This window comes from Rugamonas aquatica (genome assembly GCF_009380215.1).
GTDB lineage: Bacteria > Pseudomonadota > Gammaproteobacteria > Burkholderiales > Burkholderiaceae_D > Rugamonas > Rugamonas aquatica_B.
In genome coordinates this window covers 305,138-322,889 of sequence record NZ_WHUG01000005.1, presented here as the reverse complement: position 1 = coordinate 322,889, position 17,752 = coordinate 305,138, and the positions used below count along the sequence as shown (strand labels likewise).

At 62.1% G+C, this 17,752-nt stretch carries 17 protein-coding genes; all 17 read left to right on the top strand.

Annotation, left to right across the window (positions count from 1 at the left end):
- Nucleotides 1-47: 47 nt before the first annotated feature.
- The 17 genes from rlmN (at nucleotide 48) to GEV02_RS15360 (ending at nucleotide 17,723) form a co-directional block, all read left to right on the top strand.
- On the top strand, nucleotides 48-1,220 hold the full coding sequence (rlmN, locus tag GEV02_RS15440; RefSeq protein WP_043481175.1) for a 23S rRNA (adenine(2503)-C(2))-methyltransferase RlmN: 1,173 nt from the start codon (nucleotides 48-50) through the stop codon (nucleotides 1,218-1,220).
- The gene (pilW, locus tag GEV02_RS15435) at nucleotides 1,220-2,041 is read left to right on the top strand and encodes a type IV pilus biogenesis/stability protein PilW (protein ID WP_152838830.1); all 822 of its coding nucleotides are present in this window, start codon (nucleotides 1,220-1,222) and stop codon (nucleotides 2,039-2,041) included. The genes rlmN and pilW overlap by 1 nt, the downstream gene beginning before the upstream one ends.
- Nucleotides 2,042-2,054: 13 nt before the next feature.
- Nucleotides 2,055-3,047 (top strand): helix-turn-helix domain-containing protein, encoded by a 993-nt coding sequence (locus GEV02_RS15430; RefSeq protein WP_152838829.1) that lies wholly within the window; start codon nucleotides 2,055-2,057, stop codon nucleotides 3,045-3,047.
- A gap of 24 nt (nucleotides 3,048-3,071) precedes the next feature.
- A complete protein-coding gene (ispG, locus tag GEV02_RS15425) occupies nucleotides 3,072-4,337 on the top strand; it encodes a flavodoxin-dependent (E)-4-hydroxy-3-methylbut-2-enyl-diphosphate synthase (RefSeq protein WP_152838828.1) in 1,266 nt (421 codons plus the stop codon).
- On the top strand, nucleotides 4,330-5,673 hold the full coding sequence (gene hisS / locus GEV02_RS15420; RefSeq protein ID WP_152838827.1) for a histidine--tRNA ligase: 1,344 nt from the start codon (nucleotides 4,330-4,332) through the stop codon (nucleotides 5,671-5,673). Before ispG ends, hisS begins: the two co-directional genes overlap by 8 nt.
- 51 nt (nucleotides 5,674-5,724) lie before the next feature.
- Nucleotides 5,725-6,378 (top strand): YfgM family protein, encoded by a 654-nt coding sequence (locus GEV02_RS15415; protein ID WP_152838826.1) that lies wholly within the window; start codon nucleotides 5,725-5,727, stop codon nucleotides 6,376-6,378.
- 106 nt (nucleotides 6,379-6,484) lie between these two features.
- The gene (gene bamB, locus GEV02_RS15410; RefSeq protein WP_152838825.1) at nucleotides 6,485-7,621 is read left to right on the top strand and encodes an outer membrane protein assembly factor BamB; all 1,137 of its coding nucleotides are present in this window, start codon (nucleotides 6,485-6,487) and stop codon (nucleotides 7,619-7,621) included.
- A 4-nt stretch (nucleotides 7,622-7,625) separates the two neighbouring features.
- Nucleotides 7,626-8,972 (top strand): ribosome biogenesis GTPase Der, encoded by a 1,347-nt coding sequence (gene der / locus GEV02_RS15405; RefSeq protein WP_152838824.1) that lies wholly within the window; start codon nucleotides 7,626-7,628, stop codon nucleotides 8,970-8,972.
- 183 nt (nucleotides 8,973-9,155) lie between these two features.
- Entirely contained in the window at nucleotides 9,156-9,392 is a 237-nt protein-coding gene (gene hfq, locus GEV02_RS15400; RefSeq protein WP_008450615.1) for an RNA chaperone Hfq, read from the top strand.
- Nucleotides 9,393-9,434: 42 nt separating this feature from the next.
- Nucleotides 9,435-10,619, top strand: coding sequence for a GTPase HflX (hflX, locus tag GEV02_RS15395; RefSeq protein WP_152838823.1), 1,185 nt, complete (start codon nucleotides 9,435-9,437; stop codon nucleotides 10,617-10,619).
- 17 nt (nucleotides 10,620-10,636) lie between these two features.
- Nucleotides 10,637-11,944 (top strand): FtsH protease activity modulator HflK, encoded by a 1,308-nt coding sequence (hflK, locus tag GEV02_RS15390; protein ID WP_235922789.1) that lies wholly within the window; start codon nucleotides 10,637-10,639, stop codon nucleotides 11,942-11,944.
- On the top strand, nucleotides 11,944-12,855 hold the full coding sequence (hflC, locus tag GEV02_RS15385; protein ID WP_152838821.1) for a protease modulator HflC: 912 nt from the start codon (nucleotides 11,944-11,946) through the stop codon (nucleotides 12,853-12,855). Before hflK ends, hflC begins: the two co-directional genes overlap by 1 nt.
- Nucleotides 12,856-13,042: 187 nt before the next feature.
- Complete coding sequence (locus tag GEV02_RS15380; protein WP_008450606.1) at nucleotides 13,043-14,203, top strand: ATP phosphoribosyltransferase regulatory subunit; 1,161 nt, start codon at nucleotides 13,043-13,045, stop codon at nucleotides 14,201-14,203.
- 4 nt (nucleotides 14,204-14,207) lie between these two features.
- Nucleotides 14,208-15,518 carry an adenylosuccinate synthase gene (locus GEV02_RS15375; RefSeq protein ID WP_070268654.1) on the top strand — a complete coding sequence of 437 codons (1,311 nt, stop codon included), beginning with the start codon at nucleotides 14,208-14,210 and terminating at the stop codon, nucleotides 15,516-15,518.
- A gap of 18 nt (nucleotides 15,519-15,536) precedes the next feature.
- On the top strand, nucleotides 15,537-16,082 hold the full coding sequence (locus tag GEV02_RS15370) for a phosphoribosyltransferase (protein WP_008450601.1): 546 nt from the start codon (nucleotides 15,537-15,539) through the stop codon (nucleotides 16,080-16,082).
- A 253-nt stretch (nucleotides 16,083-16,335) separates the two neighbouring features.
- Nucleotides 16,336-16,989, top strand: a complete 654-nt coding sequence (locus GEV02_RS33280; protein WP_152838820.1) for a choice-of-anchor E domain-containing protein — start codon at nucleotides 16,336-16,338, stop codon at nucleotides 16,987-16,989.
- Between the two features lie 53 nt (nucleotides 16,990-17,042).
- Nucleotides 17,043-17,723, top strand: a complete 681-nt coding sequence (locus tag GEV02_RS15360; RefSeq protein WP_152838972.1) for a choice-of-anchor E domain-containing protein — start codon at nucleotides 17,043-17,045, stop codon at nucleotides 17,721-17,723.
- Nucleotides 17,724-17,752: the final 29 nt, after the last annotated feature.

Below are 17,752 nucleotides of genomic sequence, written 5' to 3'. Positions count from 1 at the left end.
GCGGTGCGGAAACGGAAAAAATGATTAGTACTGTTTTGAACCAGAATATGAACGCACCTCTGACCAACTTGCTGGACTTCGATCCCGCGCAGCTTATCGCTTATTGCGCCGAGTTGGGAGAGAAGCCGTTCCGCGCCAAGCAGCTGCAGCGCTGGATCCACCAATTCGGCGCGTCGGATTTCGACAGCATGACCGATCTGGCCAAGTCGCTGCGCGACAAACTGAAAACCCGCGCCCACGTCACGGCGCCGGCCATCATCAGCGACCACACGTCCACCGACGGCACGCGCAAATGGCTGGTCGACGTCGGCAACGGCAACGCGGTCGAAACCGTGTTCATCCCGGAAGAAAACCGCGGCACGCTGTGCATCTCGACCCAGGCCGGCTGCGCCGTCAACTGCCGCTTCTGCTCGACCGGCAAGCAGGGCTTCTCGCGCAATCTGTCGGTTGGCGAAATCATCGGCCAGCTGTGGATGGCGGAGTTCGAACTGCGCCGCACCAAGGGCATTGAGCCCGGCCCGAAAGGCGAACGCCAGATCACCAACGTGGTCATGATGGGCATGGGCGAGCCGCTGCTGAACTTCGAGCCGACCGCCACCGCCCTCAAGCTGATGCTGGACGATAACGCCTACGGCCTGTCGCGCCGCCGCGTGACCCTGTCCACCTCCGGCGTGGTGCCGATGATGGACAAGCTGTCGCAGGAAGTGCCGGTGGCGCTGGCCGTCTCGCTGCACGCGTCCAACGACAAGCTGCGCGACAGCCTGATCCCGCTGAACAAAAAATACCCGCTCAAAGAGCTGATGGCCGCCTGCAAGCGCTACCTGGAATTTGCGCCGCGCGACTTCATCACCTTCGAGTACTGCATGCTCGACGGCGTCAACGACTCCGACGAGAACGCCCGTGAACTGCTGGCCCTGGTGCAGGACCGCGAGTTCGGCGTCAACTGCAAATTCAACCTGATTCCGTTCAATCCCTTCCCGGAATCGGGCCTGCTGCGCTCGAAGAACCCGCGCATCAAGGCCTTCGCGCAGATCCTGGTCGACGGCGGCATCGTCACTACCATCCGCAAAACGCGCGGCGACGATATCGACGCCGCCTGCGGCCAATTGGCCGGCGAAGTCCAGGACCGCACCAAGGTCGCCCAGCGCATGGAGAAGATGGCCGAGTATCAGCAAAAATTCGGCGCCAACTTCGGCAAGATCGTGGAGATTCGTTCCTGATGACCTTCCTGGCGCAGCGGAGCCGGCTCAGTCTCGTCGCCTTGTGCGCGGCAGGGGCGTTGGCCGGCTGCGCATCGCCGGGACCGGAACGCGGCAACAGCGGCCAGGCCGAACTGCCCACCGTGTCGGACCAGACCGCAGCCCAGCGCAAGGTCGAGATCCGCATGCAGTTGGCGGTCGGCTACTACGAACAGGGCCAGTACCCGTTCGCGCTGGACGAAGTCAAGCTGGCGCTGGCGGCCGATCCGGCCTATGCCGACGGCTACGGCATGCGCGGCCTGATTTACCAGGCGATGGGCGAGCATGGCCTGGCCGAGGACAACTTCGTGCGCGCCCGCAAGCTGGCGCCTACGAACCCGGATCTGGCCAACAATTACGGCTCGTTCCTGTGCCAGGCCGGCCGCGTGGCCGAGGCGCTGCCGCTGTTCGATGCGGCCCTGGGCAACCGGTCCTACCGTTCGCCGGCCAACGCCGCGAACAACGCCGGTTCCTGCGCACTGAAGATCAAGGATTACGCCAGCGCGGAGCGTTATCTGCTGCAAGCCTTGCAGTTGACGCCCGACCTGCCGGCCACCAACGCCAATCTGGCGCGGGTTTATTTTGAAAAGCGCGATTATGTGCGCGCCAATTTCTTCATTACCCGTCTGAACAAGGTGGCAAAGATGGAGAGCCTGACGGCCGAAGTGCTGTGGCTCGGGATTAAGGTGCAGCATAAGCTGGGCGATACGGGTGCGGAAGCTGGCTGGGCGACGCAATTGCGCCGCCACCACCCCGGCTCGACCGAGTATGCTGCTTATCAACGTGGGGCGTTTGATGAGTGAGACAGGGATACCAATGAATTCAGAGTGGGCAGAACCGCCAAAGGACCAGGGCAGCAGCCTGGCCACGCCCGGAGCACAACTGGCAGCCCAGCGCGAAGCGATGGGGCTGACGGTCGAACAGATTGCCGACCAGCTGAAGCTGGCCCCGCGCCAGGTCAAGGCGCTGGAAGCGGGCGACTACGCCGCGCTGCCGAATATGGCCGTGGTGCGCGGCTTTGTGCGCGCCTACGCCAAGGTCGTGAAGATAGACGCCACGCCGCTGGTGGCGATGATCGAAGTGATTTCGCCGACCAGCCACGAGGCTGCGCCGCCGCGCAAGGAAATCGCCGCCACCTTCACCGAGTCGCGCTTCCCGTCGATGACGGGACGTTCGCCCGGTCCGGCCGCGTGGCTGGTCGGCGTGGCGGCCGTGGTGGTGGTGGCCGCCGCCGGCGCGTATGCCTACCAGACCGGTTTGATCCCGGCCACGCTGTTCCAGCGCTCGGACAAGGATGCATCGGCCAGCGCAAGCGCTGAGTTGCCGAAGCCGGCCGAAGCGGCGATTGCGCCGATCGAAACCACGATCGCCAAGCCGGGCCAGGAAACCGCGCCGTTGCAGACGCCAAGCGTGCCGCTGATTTCGGTGCCGCCGCAAGGCGCGCCGGCGGATGCCGCCCCGGCGACGGCGACGGCAACGACGCCAGCCGCTGCGGCGCCAGCGCCTGCACCGGCTCCGGCCGCGCCGGTTGCACAAGTATCGCCGCCGGCCGCCGCTCCGGTGGCAGCCAGCGGTAGCCAGCTGGTGCTGAAAGTGACGCAGGATTCGTGGGTGGAAATCCGCCGCCCAGGCACGACGCCGCTGATTTCGCGGCTGGTGAAAGCCGGCAGCACCGAGACCTTCGATATCAAGGATCCGGCACTGCTGATCGTCGGCAAACCGGGCGGCGTGGAAGCCACGCTGGGCGGCGCGCCGCTGGCCTTGCCGCCGGTCGCGGGCGGTACGATTTCGCGCGTGAACATCAAATAAGTTAAAAGTACGAATAGAACGATCATGTCTTCAACGCAAACAGCTATCCCTTCGGGACCATTGAATCGCCGCGCCAGCCGCCGCGTGCTGGTGATGCACGGCCAGCGCAAGATCTGGGTGGGCGGCGACGCCCCCGTGGTGGTGCAGTCGATGACCAACACCGACACCGCCAACGTGATTGAAACCGCGATTCAGATCAAGGAACTGGCGCGCGCCGGTTCGGAGCTGGTGCGCCTGACGGTGGACCGTCCTGAAGCCGCTGCCGCTGTGCCCTACATCCGCGAACAGCTGGACAAGATGGAGATCGACGTGCCGCTGGTCGGCGATTTCCACTACAACGGCCACACGCTGCTCAACGATTATCCGGAGTGCGCCAAGGCGCTGTCGAAGTACCGCATCAACCCGGGCAACGTCGGCAAGGGCGCCAAGCGCGACTCGCAGTTTGCGCAGATGATCGAAGTGGCCGCGCGCTACGACAAGCCGGTGCGCATCGGCGTCAACTGGGGCAGCCTGGATCAGGCGCTGCTGGCCCGCATCATGGACGAAAACGCCGGCCGCGCCGAGCCGTGGTCCGCGCAGGCGGTGATGTACGAGGCATTGATTACCTCCGCCATCGAGAACGCCGTGCGTGCCGAAGAGCTGGGCCTGGGCCGCGACAAGATCATCCTGTCGTGCAAAGTCTCGGGCGTGCAGGATCTGATCGCCGTGTACCGCGAACTGGCCAAGCGCTGCGACTATCCGCTGCACCTGGGCCTGACCGAAGCGGGCATGGGCAGCAAGGGCATCGTCGCTTCGACGGCCGCGCTGTCGGTGCTGCTGCAAGAGGGCATCGGCGACACCATCCGCATCTCGCTGACGCCGGAACCGGGCGGCGACCGCACCAAGGAAGTCGTGGTCGGCCAGGAGATCCTGCAGACCATGGGCCTGCGCAAATTTACGCCGATGGTGATCGCGTGCCCGGGTTGCGGCCGCACCACCTCGACCACCTTCCAGGAACTGGCCGACAACATCCAGACCTATCTGCGCGACCAGATGCCGGAGTGGAAAAAGACCTATCCGGGCGTGGAGGCGATGAACGTGGCCGTGATGGGCTGCATCGTCAACGGCCCTGGCGAATCGAAGCACGCGAACATCGGCATCAGCCTGCCGGGCACCGGCGAATCGCCGGCCGCGCCGGTGTTCGTCGACGGCGCCAAGTTCGCCACGCTGCGCGGTGAGCGCATTGTCGAAGAGTTCCAGGAAATCGTGCTGAATTACGTTAAGAAGAACTACAGTAAAGAATATGTCTAAAACTGAAAAAATCACCGCCGTCAAAGGCATGAACGACATCCTGCCGACCGATTCGCATCTGTGGCAGCTGTTCGAGAACACCGCGCAATCGGTGGTGCAGAGCTACGGCTTCCAGCAGATCCGCACGCCTATCGTGGAAAACACCGCGCTGTTCGCGCGTGCCATCGGCGCCGTGACCGACATCGTGGAAAAGGAAATGTACTCGTTCGAAGACTCGATGAACGGCGACAAGCTGACGCTGCGTCCTGAAGGCACGGCCGGCACGGTGCGCGCGGTGATCGAGCATAACCTGGTCTACGAAGGCCCTAAGCGCCTGTGGTACACCGGCCCGATGTTCCGCCACGAGCGTCCGCAGCGCGGCCGCTATCGCCAGTTCTACCAGTTCGGTTGCGAAGCCGTTGGCTTCAACGGCCCTGACGTCGACGCCGAAATGATCATGCTGTGCCGCCGCCTGTGGGATGACCTGGGCCTGGAAAACATCCGCCTCGAACTGAACTCGATCGGCGACGCCGAAGAGCGCGCGCGCCACCGCGTCGACCTGATCGCGTATCTGGAAAAACACGAAGACCTGCTCGACGCCGAAGCCAAGCGCCGCCTGCACAGCAACCCGCTGCGCATCCTGGACACCAAGAACCCGGCGCTGCAGGAAATCGTCAACGCCGCACCGAAGCTGCTGGACTACCTGGGCGAAGAGTCGCTGGCCCACTTCAACGGCGTGCGCAAGATCCTCGACCACAACAACATCCCGTACGTCATCAACCCGCGCCTGGTGCGCGGCCTCGATTACTACAACCGCACCGTGTTCGAATGGGTGACGGATGCACTGGGCTCGCAAGGCACTGTGTGCGCCGGCGGCCGTTACGATCCGCTGATCGCTTCGTTCGGCGGCAAGCCGACGCCTGCCGTCGGTTTCGCCATGGGTATCGAGCGCCTGCTGGAGCTGATGAAGGAAGCCGGCGAGCCGGAAGCGCCGAGCCAGTGCGATGTCTACCTGGTGCATCAAGGCGAAGCGGCGCAGCTGCAAGCCTTCGTGCTGGGCGAGCGCCTGCGCGACGCCGGCCTGGATGTGGTCATGCACGCCTCGACCGCCAATGGCCCTGGCAGCTTCAAGACCCAGATGAAAAAAGCCGATGGCAGCGGCGCCTCGTTCGCCGTCATCATCGGTGAAGACGAAGTGGCCAACCACACCGCCAGCGTCAAGGCGATGCGCGCGGAAGAGGGCGCGGCGCAGCAGTCGACGGTGCCGTTCGACGACGTCGTCGATTTCGTCGTCGACCAGATCACCGACAGCGGCGACCATCACCACCACGTGCACGACGAGCATTGCAATCACTAAGCTGTACTTTCAATAACCCGCATTTACTTAACCTCTAGCAGACGAACTGACATGGCATACGATCTCGAAGAACAAGAACAAATTGCGACCCTCAAAGCATGGTGGGACAAGTACGGCAATCTGACCTCGTGGGTGCTGATCGCCGGCCTGGCCGCGTATTCGGGCTTCACCGGCTGGAACTACTACCAGCGCACCCAGGCTGCACAAGCGTCGGCGCTGTACGACGAGCTGCAAGCGGCCGTGGGCACCAAGGACAACGCCAAGGTGCTGCGCGCCGCCGGCGACATGGAAAGCAAATTCGGCAGCACCGCCTACGCCTCGATGAGCGCACTGGTGGCGGCCAAGAGCAGCTTCGAAGCCAACGACCTGAAATCGGCCAAGGCCCAGCTGCAATGGGCTGCCGATCACGGCGGCGACGAGTTCAAGGCGGTGGCCAAGGTACGCCTGGCCGGCCTGCTGCTGGACGAGAAAGCCTACGATGAAGCGCTGAAAGTGCTGTCCGGCGAAGTGGCGCCGCAATTCGCCGGCACCGTGGCCGACCGCAAGGGCGACATCCTGGTCGCGCAGAACAAGCTGGTGGAAGCCCGCGCCGCCTACCAGGCCGCGCTGGACGCCACCGACAAGAAGAACCCTGGCCGTCAGCTGATCCAGCTGAAATTCGAAGCCATCGGCGGCTCCGTGCCTGCCGCCAAGGACGCAGCATAACCACGCGTCATTCCCGCGCAGGCGGGAATCCATGCTGAGCATATTCAGCATGGGCCCCCGCTTTCGCGAGGGCGACGTTATACGTAACGATCAAGGTTGAAAATTTATGCGTATTACCGAAAAAGTTATTGCTGCAAGCGTGTTTGCGATGTTGGCCGGTTGTTCCTTGTTCTCGTCCAAAGAAACCAAGAACCTGCCTGCACCGCTGGTTGAACTGAAGGGCGGCGTCACGCCCAAGACGGTCTGGAAATACTCGATGGGCAAGGCCGGCACCGCCGTCTTTACCCCGGCGCTGGTGGGCGACAGCCTGTACGTGGCCGACGGCGGCGGCGCGCTGGTGCGCCTGAACGCGGCCACCGGCAAGGAACAATGGCACGTCAAGACCGGCACCGACCTCACGGCCGGCGTCGGCAGCGATGGCGAGGTAACCGTGGTCGGCGGCGTCAAGGGTGTTATCCTTGCGTACGACGCCAGCGGCAAGCAGCTGTGGAAAGCCCAGGCCAGCAGCGAGGTATTGTCCTCGCCGGTGGTGGGCGGCGGCGTCGTGGTCGTGCGCAGTGTCGACAACCAGATCACCGCGTATGAAGCCAAGACCGGCGTCAAACGCTGGAGCGTGGCCCGCACCACGCCGGCCCTGACCCTGCGCAACGCGCCGGGCATGGTCATCAACGGCCCGAATGTGTATGTCGCCCAGCCGGGCGGCAAGCTGCTGTCGCTGGCCCTGGCCGGCGGCCTGCTGCGCTTCGAAGTGGTGGTCGGCGAACCGCGCGGCGCCACCGAACTGGAACGCGTCACCGATATCGCCGGCACGCCGGTGATCCTGGAAAAAGATGTCTGCGCCGTGTCGTACCAGGGCCGCGTGGCCTGCTACGACGCCACCACCGGCGCACCGCACTGGAGCAAGCCTGCCTCGTCCGACGTGGGCGTGGCGGTGGACCAGCGTTTTGTATTCGTCTCCGACGACAAAGGCGAAGTTGCAGCCTATAGCCGTGAAAACGGCAGCAACGCCTGGAAGAACGACAAGCTGGCTTACCGCCGCCTGTCGACGCCTGTGTCCTACGGCCGTGCCGTAGCCGTCGGCGACTACCAGGGTTACATCCATCTCCTGTCGCGGGAAGATGGCGCTTTGCTAGGTCGCGCCGCGACCGATGGCAGCCCGATCCAATCGGACCCTGTCATCGCCGGCACGAATTTGATTTTCCAAACCCAATCAGGGACAGTGACCGCTCTCGCGGTCGAGTAATAAAATGAAGCCGGTAATCGCACTAGTGGGTCGACCCAATGTAGGGAAATCGACCTTGTTTAATCGTCTGACCCGCTCGCGCGATGCGCTGGTGGCGGACTTGCCTGGGTTGACGCGAGATCGTCACTATGGCGAGGGCCGTGTCGGCGAACGTCCCTTCCTCGTCATCGACACGGGCGGCTTCGAGCCGGTCGCCAAGGAAGGCATCATGCATGAGATGGCCAAGCAGACCAAGCAGGCCGTGGCCGAAGCCGACATCGTCGTCTTCCTGGTCGACGGTCGTCAGGGCCTGACGCCGCATGACAAAACCATTACCGACTTCCTGCGTAAAAGCGGCCGTCCGGTCATGCTGGTCGTGAACAAGTCGGAAGGCATGCGCTACACCGCAGTCGTCGCCGACTTCTACGAACTGGGACTGGGCGAGCCTTACTCGATCTCGTCGGCACACGGCGACGGCGTCGCCGACCTGGTGGACGAGGCGCTCGACCTGGCCTTCGCCCAGCGTCCTGAAGACGCGGCCGAGCTGGAGAAGACTGACCACGGCATCAAGATCGCACTGGTCGGCCGTCCGAACGTCGGCAAGTCCACGCTGATCAACACCCTGGTGGGCGAAGAGCGCGTGATCGCCTTCGACATGCCGGGCACCACCCGCGACTCGATCGAGATTCCATTTGAGCGCGACGGCAAGCAGTACACGCTGATCGACACGGCCGGTATCCGCCGCCGCGGCAAGGTGTTCGAAGCGATCGAGAAATTCTCGGTCGTCAAAACCCTGCAATCGATCTCGGAAGCCAACGTGGTCGTGCTGATGCTCGATGCCCAGCAGGACATCTCCGAGCAGGACGCGCACATCGCCGGCTTCGTGCTGGAAACCGGCCGCGCGCTGGTCATCGCCGTCAACAAGTGGGATGGCCTGCGCACCGACGAGCGCGACGAGATCAAGATCGACATCGACCGCAAGCTGGACTTCCTCGGCTTCGCCAAGATGCACTTCATCTCGGCGCTGAAGGCGCAGGGCATCGGCCCGTTGATGAAGTCGCTGGACCAGGCTTATGCAGCCGCGTTCGCCGACCTGTCGACGCCTAAGCTGACCCGCGCGCTGATCGAAGCGGTGGAGAAGCAGGAGCCGCGCCGCAAGGGTTCGATCCGTCCTAAGCTGCGTTATGCGCACCAGGGCGGCATGAATCCTCCGGTGATCGTCATCCACGGCAATGCCCTGGACGCGGTCGGCGAGCCCTACAAGCGCTATCTGGAAAAGCATTTCCGCGATACGTTTAACCTGGTGGGTACGCCGCTGCGCATCGAACTGCGTACCGGTAAGAATCCATTCGCGAAAACTCAGTCGAAATAAGCGGTTTTTTTTGCAGGTGCGCCCTGCAAAAAAGGCAAAAACAGGTTACAGTGGCTTAGAAGCACCATTCTCCCCGTGGCGAACGGTGTTTCAGCGAAAAATGTTTGACTTTCGCTGGGCCACGTACTTGAAATTAAGCGTTTCGCCTCCAATTCCAACACAACAACATAAAATGGAGCTGTTATGAGCAACAAAGGGCAACTGTTACAAGACCCATTCCTCAATGCCTTGCGCAAAGAGCATGTTCCTGTCTCGATCTACCTGGTCAACGGCATCAAGCTGCAAGGCCATATCGAATCGTTCGACCAGTACGTCGTACTGCTGCGTAACACCGTGACCCAGATGGTCTACAAGCACGCCATCTCCACCGTGGTACCGGCACGCGCCGTCAACCTCAACATTGAATCCGAAGCGGAATAAGCGCTTGCAACACCGCTTCTTCCCAATCTGCCTGACCGTCGTATGCGCGCAGCTCTAGTCGGTATCGATTTCGGTCAGGGCGACTTTGCCGCCAGCGTCGAGGAACTGCAACTGCTGGCCCGTTCAGCAGGTGCAGAACCGGTAACGACGATCACGGCCAAGCGCTCCTCCCCGGACGCAGCCTATTTCGTCGGCAGCGGCAAGGCCGATGAAATCGGTCTGGCCGTGCTGGATCACCGCATCGAAATCGTCATCTTCAATCACGCGCTGTCGCCGGCTCAACAGCGTAACCTGGAAAAGCGCCTGAACATTCGGGTGCTAGACCGCACCAGCCTGATTCTCGACATCTTCGCCCAGCGCGCCGCCTCCCACGAGGGCAAGCTGCAGGTGGAGTTGGCTCAGCTGCAGCATCTGGCCACGCGCCTGATACGCGGCTGGACTCACCTTGAGCGTCAAAAGGGCGGTATCGGTTTGCGCGGTCCCGGTGAGACCCAGCTGGAGACCGACCGCCGGCTGATCGGCGAGCGGGTCAAGGCCTTGCGCGCGCGTCTGGACAAGCTGCGCAAGCAGCACGAAACCCAGCGCCGTTCGCGCGGCCGCAGCCAGACCTTCTCGGTGTCGCTGGTCGGCTACACCAATGCCGGCAAGTCGACGCTGTTCAACGCCGTCACCAAGGCCGGCGTTTATGTAGCAGATCAATTGTTCGCCACGCTGGATACCACCTCGCGCCGTGTCTACATGGGGCAGGAAGTGGGCAATGTGGTGATCTCCGATACGGTCGGTTTCGTGCGCGAGCTGCCGCACCAGCTGGTGGCGGCCTTCCGCGCCACGCTGGAGGAGACCATCCATGCCGACCTGCTGCTGCACGTCGTCGACGCTTCGTCGCCGGTGCGCATGGAGCAGATCGAGCAGGTCAACCTGGTGCTCAAGGAAATCGGCGCCGATCATATTCCGCAGATTCTGGTGTGGAACAAGATCGACGCCGCAGGCCTGGAGCCGTCGGTTGAGCGGGATGAATATGATAAGATTTCCCGCGTTTTCCTCAGCGCCCGCACCGGTCAAGGACTGGACCTCCTGCGCGGCGCCATCGTGGAATGGGCCAAGAACGCGCCGGGTGCCCGGCTCAATCAGGCCTACCACGTCGATGAAGAAGCAGACGAAGAACCAGCTGAAACCGAAGCGGAACCGGATAGCAGTCCCACCCTTACTCATGTCGGATCACACTAATGCGTGTCTCGTCACTTATGAAACGTCTCGGCTTGAAGCTGTCGCTGAACGATCCCCGCTGGGGCTCGGACCAGAAAGAAGGCAAGCCGCAAGCCAATGAAGGCAAGAAGCCCGGCGAAGGTCCGCCGGACATGGAGCAGCTGTGGCGCGATTTTAATCAGCGCCTGAACAGCTTCTTCGGCCAGAAGAATCGTCCCGACGGTAACGGCGGCAATGGCGGCGGCAACGGCGGCAACGGCGGCCGTTCCGACCTGGCCGGCATGCGCGCCACCGCCGGTGCCATCGGCGCCGTGGTCGCGCTGATCTGGCTCGCCAGCGGCTCCTTCATCGTGCAGGAAGGGCAGGCCGGCGTGGTCTACACCTTCGGCAAAGTCAGTCACCTCGCCGGCTCCGGTTTCAACTGGCGCTGGCCGTATCCGTTCCAGAGCGACGAAACCGTCAAGGTCTCGCAAATGCGCATGGTGGAAATCGGCTATCGCGGCAACGTCAAGAACAAGCAGGCGCGCGAATCGCTGATGCTGACCGACGACGAGAACATCATCGACATCCAGTTCGCCGTTCAGTTCAAGCTGAAAGACCCGGTGGCCTGGCTGATGAACAACCGCGACGAAGAGGACACCGTACGCCAGGTGGCCGAAACTTCGATCCGCGAAATCGTCGGCAAGAACAAGATGGACTTCGTGCTGTACGAGGGCCGCGACAAGGTCGCCCTCGAAACCCAGCAGCTGATGCAGCAGATCCTCGACCGCTACGCTTCCGGCGTGCTGATTTCGAACGTCACCCTGCAAGCGGTGCAACCGCCGGAGCAGGTGCAGGGCGCCTTCGACGATGCAGTCAAAGCAGGCCAGGACCGCGAGCGCCAGAAGAACGAAGGCCAGGCCTACGCCAACGACGTGATTCCTAAAGCGCGCGGCGCCGCCTCGCGCCTGTTGCAGGAAGCCGAAGGCTATCGCTCGATGGTCACTGAGAACGCCACCGGTAACGCGGCGCGCTTCAAGCAGGTGCTGACCGAGTACCAGAAGGCTCCGGGCGTCACGCGTGACCGCATGTACCTGGAAACCATGCAGCAGATCTTCACCAGCGCAAGCAAGGTGATGGTCGATGCCAAGAGCGGCAGCAACCTGCTGTATCTGCCGCTGGACAAGTTGATCGCCCAGGCTGCGGCCACCGACAGCGCAGCCGCAGCGGCCCGCGCCGCCGCGCAGGCAGCCGCCACGCCACCATCGACCACCACGCTGCCGGCCGATGTGATGCCGCAGGTGGAAGTCAGTCGCCAGCGCGATTCACGCGCCCGCGATGCCTTACGTGAACGGGAGGGTCGTTAATGAACCGCATAGCCAGTACCCTCATAGCGGCCTTCGTCGCCTTCCTGCTGCTGTCGTCGACCATGTTCGTGGTCGACCAGCGCAAGTATGCGATCGTGTTCGCGCTGGGCCAGATCAAGGAAGTGATACGCGAGCCGGGGCTGCATTTCAAACTGCCGCCGCCGTTCCAGAACGTCGTGTATCTGGATAACCGCATCATGACCATCGAGACGCCGGACGCCGAGCGCTTCATCACGGCCGAGAAGATGAACATTCTGGTCGACAGTTTCGTCAAATGGCGCATCGGCCGCAACGAGAACCAGCCCAAGCTGTACTACGTGACCTTCGGCGGCGATGAGAATCGCGCCCGCGATCGCATGTCGCAGATCGTCAAGGCGGCGCTGAACGAGGAAATCACCAAGCGCACCGTGGGCGAAGTGATCTCCGGCCAGCGCGGCAAGGTGATGGAGGGCATCCGCGCCAAGGTGGTGGCGGAGTCGGCACAGATTGGCGTCGAGATCATCGACGTGCGCCTCAAGCGCGTGGAGTATGTTGAGCAGATCAACAACTCGGTCTACGAGCGCATGAAGGCCGAGCGTCTGCGCGTGGCCAACGAGCTGCGTTCGACCGGTTCGGCCGACTCGGAGAAGATCCGTGCCGATGCTGATCGTCAGCGTGCCGTGATCCTGGCGGAAGCCTATCGCGATGCGGAGCAGATGCGAGGCGAGGGCGATGCCAAGGCTTCGGCGATCTACGCTGAAGCGTTCGGCAAGAACCCTGAGTTCTACAAGTTCTACCGCAGCCTGGAAGCCTACCGCGCCACCTTCAAAAATCACGGCGACGTGATGGTGATGGATTCGAGCTCGGACTTCTTCAAGTATTTCAAGGGCTCCGGCGCCGCCGGCTCAGCCCCGGCTCCTGCCAAAAAATAAGTTGTATAGTCATTCCCGCGAAAGCGGGAATCCATAGTCAGTATGGATTCCCGCCTGCGCGGGAATGACATCAATCGTATCTTTTTCCCCTCCCGCAACGCATTTTCGCGTAAAATATCAGGTTCGGCCTTCCGCTTCACGGGCCACGGCGCGTGCGTCACATTGTTCATTTTTAAATTGCCTCCCCATGCCGAATTGGCTTTTGCCCGAGAATATCGCCGACGTTTTGCCGTCGGAAGCCCGCAAGATTGAAGAGTTGCGTCGCCTGATGCTGGATAATTTCCGTCTGTACGGATATGAACTGGTGATGCCTCCGCTGCTGGAATACCTGGAGTCGCTGCTGACCGGCGCCGGCGAGGATACCGACCTGCGCACCTTCAAGCTGGTGGACCAGTTGTCTGGCCGTATGCTGGGCCTGCGCGCCGACATGACCATCCAGGTGGCGCGCATCGACGCCCACCTGCTGAACCGTGCCTCGGTCACGCGCCTGTGCTACGCCGGCAGCGTGCTGCATACCCGTCCGTCGGGCCTGCACTCGACCCGCGAGCCGCTGCAGATCGGCGCCGAGATCTACGGCCACGCCGGCCTGGAAGCCGACGCCGAGATCCAGGAACTGGCGCTGGCCTCGCTGGCCCTGGCCGGCTTCACCGAAGTCCGCCTGGACCTGACGCATGTGGGCGTGCTGCGTGCCATCATCGAAGGCGATGCCGCTGCGGCCAAGGACGAAGCCAGCCTGTACCTGCTGCTGCGCGCCAAAGACGTGCCGGGCCTGCAGGCCCTGACTGAAAAATACTCGCCGGTGGTGCGCGACGCGCTGCTGGCCCTGCCGAATCTGTACGGCGATGTCGAAGTGCTGAAGCGGGCGCGCGAAGTGCTGCCCGATCTGCCGGGCATCGCCAAGGCGCTGGCCGAACTGGCGGCGTTGGCGGCCTCGGCCATCAACCGCGCCGAAGTGGCGATCGACCTGGCCGACCTGCGCGGCTATCAGTACGAAAGCGGCGCGATGTTTGCGCTGTACGTGCCGGGCTTGCCGAACGCCGTGGCGCGCGGCGGCCGTTACGATCACGTAGGCGAGGCCTTCGGCCGGGCGCGTCCCGCCACCGGCTTCTCGCTCGACCTGCGCGAACTGGCGCGACTGTTGCCGACCGCGGAGCGCAAGCATTCGATCCGCGCGCCGTGGGGCAATGCGCCGGAATTGAAGGAAAAAATCGCCGAACTGCGCAAGTCCGGCGAAGTCGTGATCCAAAGTTTGCCGGGTCACAGCAACGAACTGGACGAGTTCGAGTGCGACCGCGCTCTGGTTCTCGACGATAATGGTAGCAACTGGATTCTTAAAAACTTAGGTTAGTGTGATGTCAAAGAAAAACGCAAAAAACGTCGTCGTCATCGGTACCCAATGGGGCGATGAAGGTAAAGGCAAGATCGTCGACTGGTTGACCGATCATGCACAAGGTGTGGTCCGCTTCCAGGGCGGCCACAACGCCGGCCATACGCTGGTCATCGGCGGCGTCAAGACCGCGCTGCAACTGATCCCGTCGGGCATCATGCGCCCGGGCGTGGCCTGCTACATCGGTAACGGTGTGGTGGTGTCGGTGCCGGACGTGCTGCGCGAAATCGACAAGCTGGAAAAGGTCGGCGTCGAAGTCGCGTCGCGCCTGAAGGTGTCGGACGCAGCGCCTGTGATCCTGCCTTACCACTCGGCACTGGACCTGGCCCGTGAAGCCAAGCGTGGCGAAGCCAAGATCGGCACCACCGGCAAGGGTATCGGCCCGGCCTACGAAGACAAGGTCGCGCGCCGCGCAATCCGCGTCGCCGACCTGCTGAACGAAAAGCGCTTCGCAGAAAAACTGGCCGAGAACCTGGACTACCACAACTTCGTGCTGGAACACTATCTGAAGGCGCCTAAGGTCGACTATCAGAAGACCCTGGAAGACGCGCTGGCCTACGTGCCGCGCCTGCGTCCTATGGTGACCGACGTGTCGAGCGCGCTGTACGCAGCGCACAAGGCCGGCGCCAACCTGCTGTTCGAAGGCGCGCAAGGCTCGCTGCTGGACGTGGACCACGGCACCTACCCATTCGTCACCTCGTCGAACTGCGTGGCCGGCAATGCCGCCGCCGGCGCCGGCGTCGGTCCGAACATGCTGCACTACATCATGGGCATCACCAAGGCCTACACCACCCGCGTCGGCTCCGGCCCGTTCCCTTCGGAACTGCCGACCGATGCAGGCGTTGGCCATCACCTGGCGCAAGTGGGCCACGAATTCGGCACCGTGACGGGCCGCGCCCGCCGCTGCGGCTGGTTCGACGCGGCGCTGCTGCGCCGTTCGGTGCAGATCAACGGCGTGACGGGCATGTGCCTGACCAAGCTGGACGTTCTGGACGGCCTGGAAACGCTGAAGCTGTGCACCGGCTACACCATCGACGGCGTGGCCGTGGACATCTTCCCGTCCGGCGCTGAAGAAGCCGCCCGTTGCGTGCCGGTGTACGAAGAAATGCCGGGTTGGACCGACAGCACCGTGGGCGCCAAGTCGCTGGCGGCGCTGCCGGCCACGGCCCGCGCTTATATCAAACGTATCGAAGAGTTGGTCGGCGTGCCGGTTGACATGGTATCGACCGGCCCGGATCGCGAAGAAACGATCGTGCTGCGTCATCCATTCGAGTAATAAAAGGATTGCACAAAAATGACGACCCCACAAACGAACGAAAAACACCTCTGGGTCTCCTGGGATGAATACCACCGCCTGATCGAGCGCTTGGCGCTCAAGGTGCACGAGTCGGGCTGGAAGTTCGACCAGGTGTTGTGCCTGGCGCGCGGCGGCGTGCGTCCTGGCGACGTGTTCTCGCGCATCTTCGACGTGCCGCTGGCGATCCTGTCGACCAGCTCGTACCGCGAAGAAGCCGGCACCGTGCGCGGTGATCTGGACATCGCCAAATACATGACGATGACCAAGGGCCCGCTGAGCGGCCGCATCCTGCTGGTCGACGATCTGGCGGATTCGGGCGTCACGCTGGTCAAGGTGATGAAGCATTTGAAGGATAACTTCGAAGGCGTGACCGAAGTGCGTTCGGCAGTGATCTGGACCAAGGGCAGCTCGGTGTTCAAGCCGGACTACCAGATGGAAGAACTGCCGCACAACCCGTGGATCCATCAGCCGTTCGAAGACTACGACGGCATCCGTCCGCACCAGCTGGCGGCATGGATCAAGAAAGGCGAGAGCGCAAACTAAGCTGTTTGTTGCCCTGCAGAAAAGCGGCCGATGGCCGCTTTTTTTACATGTGGTTACTTGACGACAAATAAATACTCTAAGGCAACAATAGTTGCAAATATATCCTGTTAGATGTGGAAAAAGAAATGCAAATAGGATATTTTGTGTTAAGATTGCTTTAAGGTTTGGCGGAAACAGATTTTTTGCCACGCCACGAAGTCTGGCCGGGCAAAAATATTTCCCCTGTGAAAAAATAATCTGAATTGGAATATCAATGAATTTGAACAAAATCGCGCAAGCTCTCTTCGTAGCAGGTTGCTTCGTTTCCGCAGCTGCATCGGCTGCCACTCAAACCTTCACCAGCAATGTCATCGCTAGCACCCAGACCGATCTGACCGCCGTGCTGAATTTCGCACAGTTCAATGCATCGCTGGGCACGCTGACTTCCGTTAAATTCGATCTGTTCGCAGACGTCGCTGGTAAAGTCGACCTGACCAACTACAACGACGACGCGATTACCGTTCCAGTCAGCCTGAGCGTGGACGTGTGGCTGAACCGTCCGGACAACAGCACCCTGGTGCTGTTCTCGGCGCCTCTGCTGAACCAGGATGCCACCATCGACGGCAAGGGCATCCTCAACCTGACCAACGCTTACTCGCTGTCGAACAGCGCCAGCTTCAACGGCTCCAGCGATCTGGCCCTGTTCACCGGCAACGGCAATGTTGCTACGCTGTTCGCGGCCAAGGCTTTCACCCAAGCCAACGGCGACGGCGTTGAAGCAAACTTCATGACCACCGTCGGTGGCTACGGCAAGGTAACTTACACCTACACCACCGCTCCAGTTCCTGAGCCAGAAACCTATGGCATGCTGCTGGCCGGCCTGGCTCTGGTCGGCGTCGTCGCCAAGCGCAAAGCGCGCAAGGCCTGAGCTGCACCAACTCGATACGCCCGCCGAAAAACGGACATTAACACGGATAGAACATGAAAAAACTGACTCAAACTCTCGTCGCCATCGCGGCTCTGAGCGGCGCGGCTGCTGCCCACGCTGCTAGCCATACCGTTACCGTCAATTCCAACGTCATCGCTAATGCCAAAATTGGTAATGGCGTGCTGGACCTGACCAAATTCGACACCACGCTGGGTACCTTGCAATCGGTGAAAGTTGAGCTGTTCAGCTCCTTCACGCCGACGCTGAAGGTGGAAAACATGAGCACCAGTTCCGGCTCGACGATCGACGCTTCCGCTAGCGAAAAACTGGTGCTGAGCGCTGCGACCGGCACGCTGGTGGTACTGCAAGGTACCGTTGCCAAGAGCTTCGTCGAAGAGTCTTTTGACGGCGTCGCCAACTACAGCGGCCTGTCGGGTGCGACCTACGCCCCTGGCGCCACGCTGTTCAGCAATTCGGCAGTGTTCTCGGACGCCGGCACGCTGTCGCTGTTCTCTGGCGCTGGCGCCGTGCACGCCAGTCTGGTTGGCACCGCCAGCTCGGCGTTCAATGGCACTTCGGGTAACACCAAGTCGCTGAGCGTAACGGCTTTCAATGGCTACGCCCACGTGACTTACACTTACGCGCAGCCAGTACCAGAACCAGAAACCTACGGCATGCTGCTGGCAGGCCTGGGCTTGATTGGTGTGGTAGCACGCCGCCGCAAATCGGCATAAGCTGAATCTGGTGGTACACTGCAAACGGG

Bases quoted from the DNA above. Each gene is read 5' to 3' on its own strand.
- rlmN (WP_043481175.1), top strand. From the start codon at position 48: ATGAACGCACCTCTGACCAACTTGCTGGACTTCGATCCCGCGCAGCTT.
- pilW (WP_152838830.1), top strand. From the start codon at position 1,220: ATGACCTTCCTGGCGCAGCGGAGCCGGCTCAGTCTCGTCGCCTTGTGC.
- GEV02_RS15430 (WP_152838829.1), top strand. From the start codon at position 2,055: ATGAATTCAGAGTGGGCAGAACCGCCAAAGGACCAGGGCAGCAGCCTG.
- ispG (WP_152838828.1), top strand. From the start codon at position 3,072: ATGTCTTCAACGCAAACAGCTATCCCTTCGGGACCATTGAATCGCCGC.
- hisS (WP_152838827.1), top strand. From the start codon at position 4,330: ATGTCTAAAACTGAAAAAATCACCGCCGTCAAAGGCATGAACGACATC.
- GEV02_RS15415 (WP_152838826.1), top strand. From the start codon at position 5,725: ATGGCATACGATCTCGAAGAACAAGAACAAATTGCGACCCTCAAAGCA.
- bamB (WP_152838825.1), top strand. From the start codon at position 6,485: ATGCGTATTACCGAAAAAGTTATTGCTGCAAGCGTGTTTGCGATGTTG.
- der (WP_152838824.1), top strand. From the start codon at position 7,626: ATGAAGCCGGTAATCGCACTAGTGGGTCGACCCAATGTAGGGAAATCG.
- hfq (WP_008450615.1), top strand. From the start codon at position 9,156: ATGAGCAACAAAGGGCAACTGTTACAAGACCCATTCCTCAATGCCTTG.
- hflX (WP_152838823.1), top strand. From the start codon at position 9,435: ATGCGCGCAGCTCTAGTCGGTATCGATTTCGGTCAGGGCGACTTTGCC.
- hflK (WP_235922789.1), top strand. From the start codon at position 10,637: ATGAAACGTCTCGGCTTGAAGCTGTCGCTGAACGATCCCCGCTGGGGC.
- hflC (WP_152838821.1), top strand. From the start codon at position 11,944: ATGAACCGCATAGCCAGTACCCTCATAGCGGCCTTCGTCGCCTTCCTG.
- GEV02_RS15380 (WP_008450606.1), top strand. From the start codon at position 13,043: ATGCCGAATTGGCTTTTGCCCGAGAATATCGCCGACGTTTTGCCGTCG.
- GEV02_RS15375 (WP_070268654.1), top strand. From the start codon at position 14,208: ATGTCAAAGAAAAACGCAAAAAACGTCGTCGTCATCGGTACCCAATGG.
- GEV02_RS15370 (WP_008450601.1), top strand. From the start codon at position 15,537: ATGACGACCCCACAAACGAACGAAAAACACCTCTGGGTCTCCTGGGAT.
- GEV02_RS33280 (WP_152838820.1), top strand. From the start codon at position 16,336: ATGAATTTGAACAAAATCGCGCAAGCTCTCTTCGTAGCAGGTTGCTTC.
- GEV02_RS15360 (WP_152838972.1), top strand. From the start codon at position 17,043: ATGAAAAAACTGACTCAAACTCTCGTCGCCATCGCGGCTCTGAGCGGC.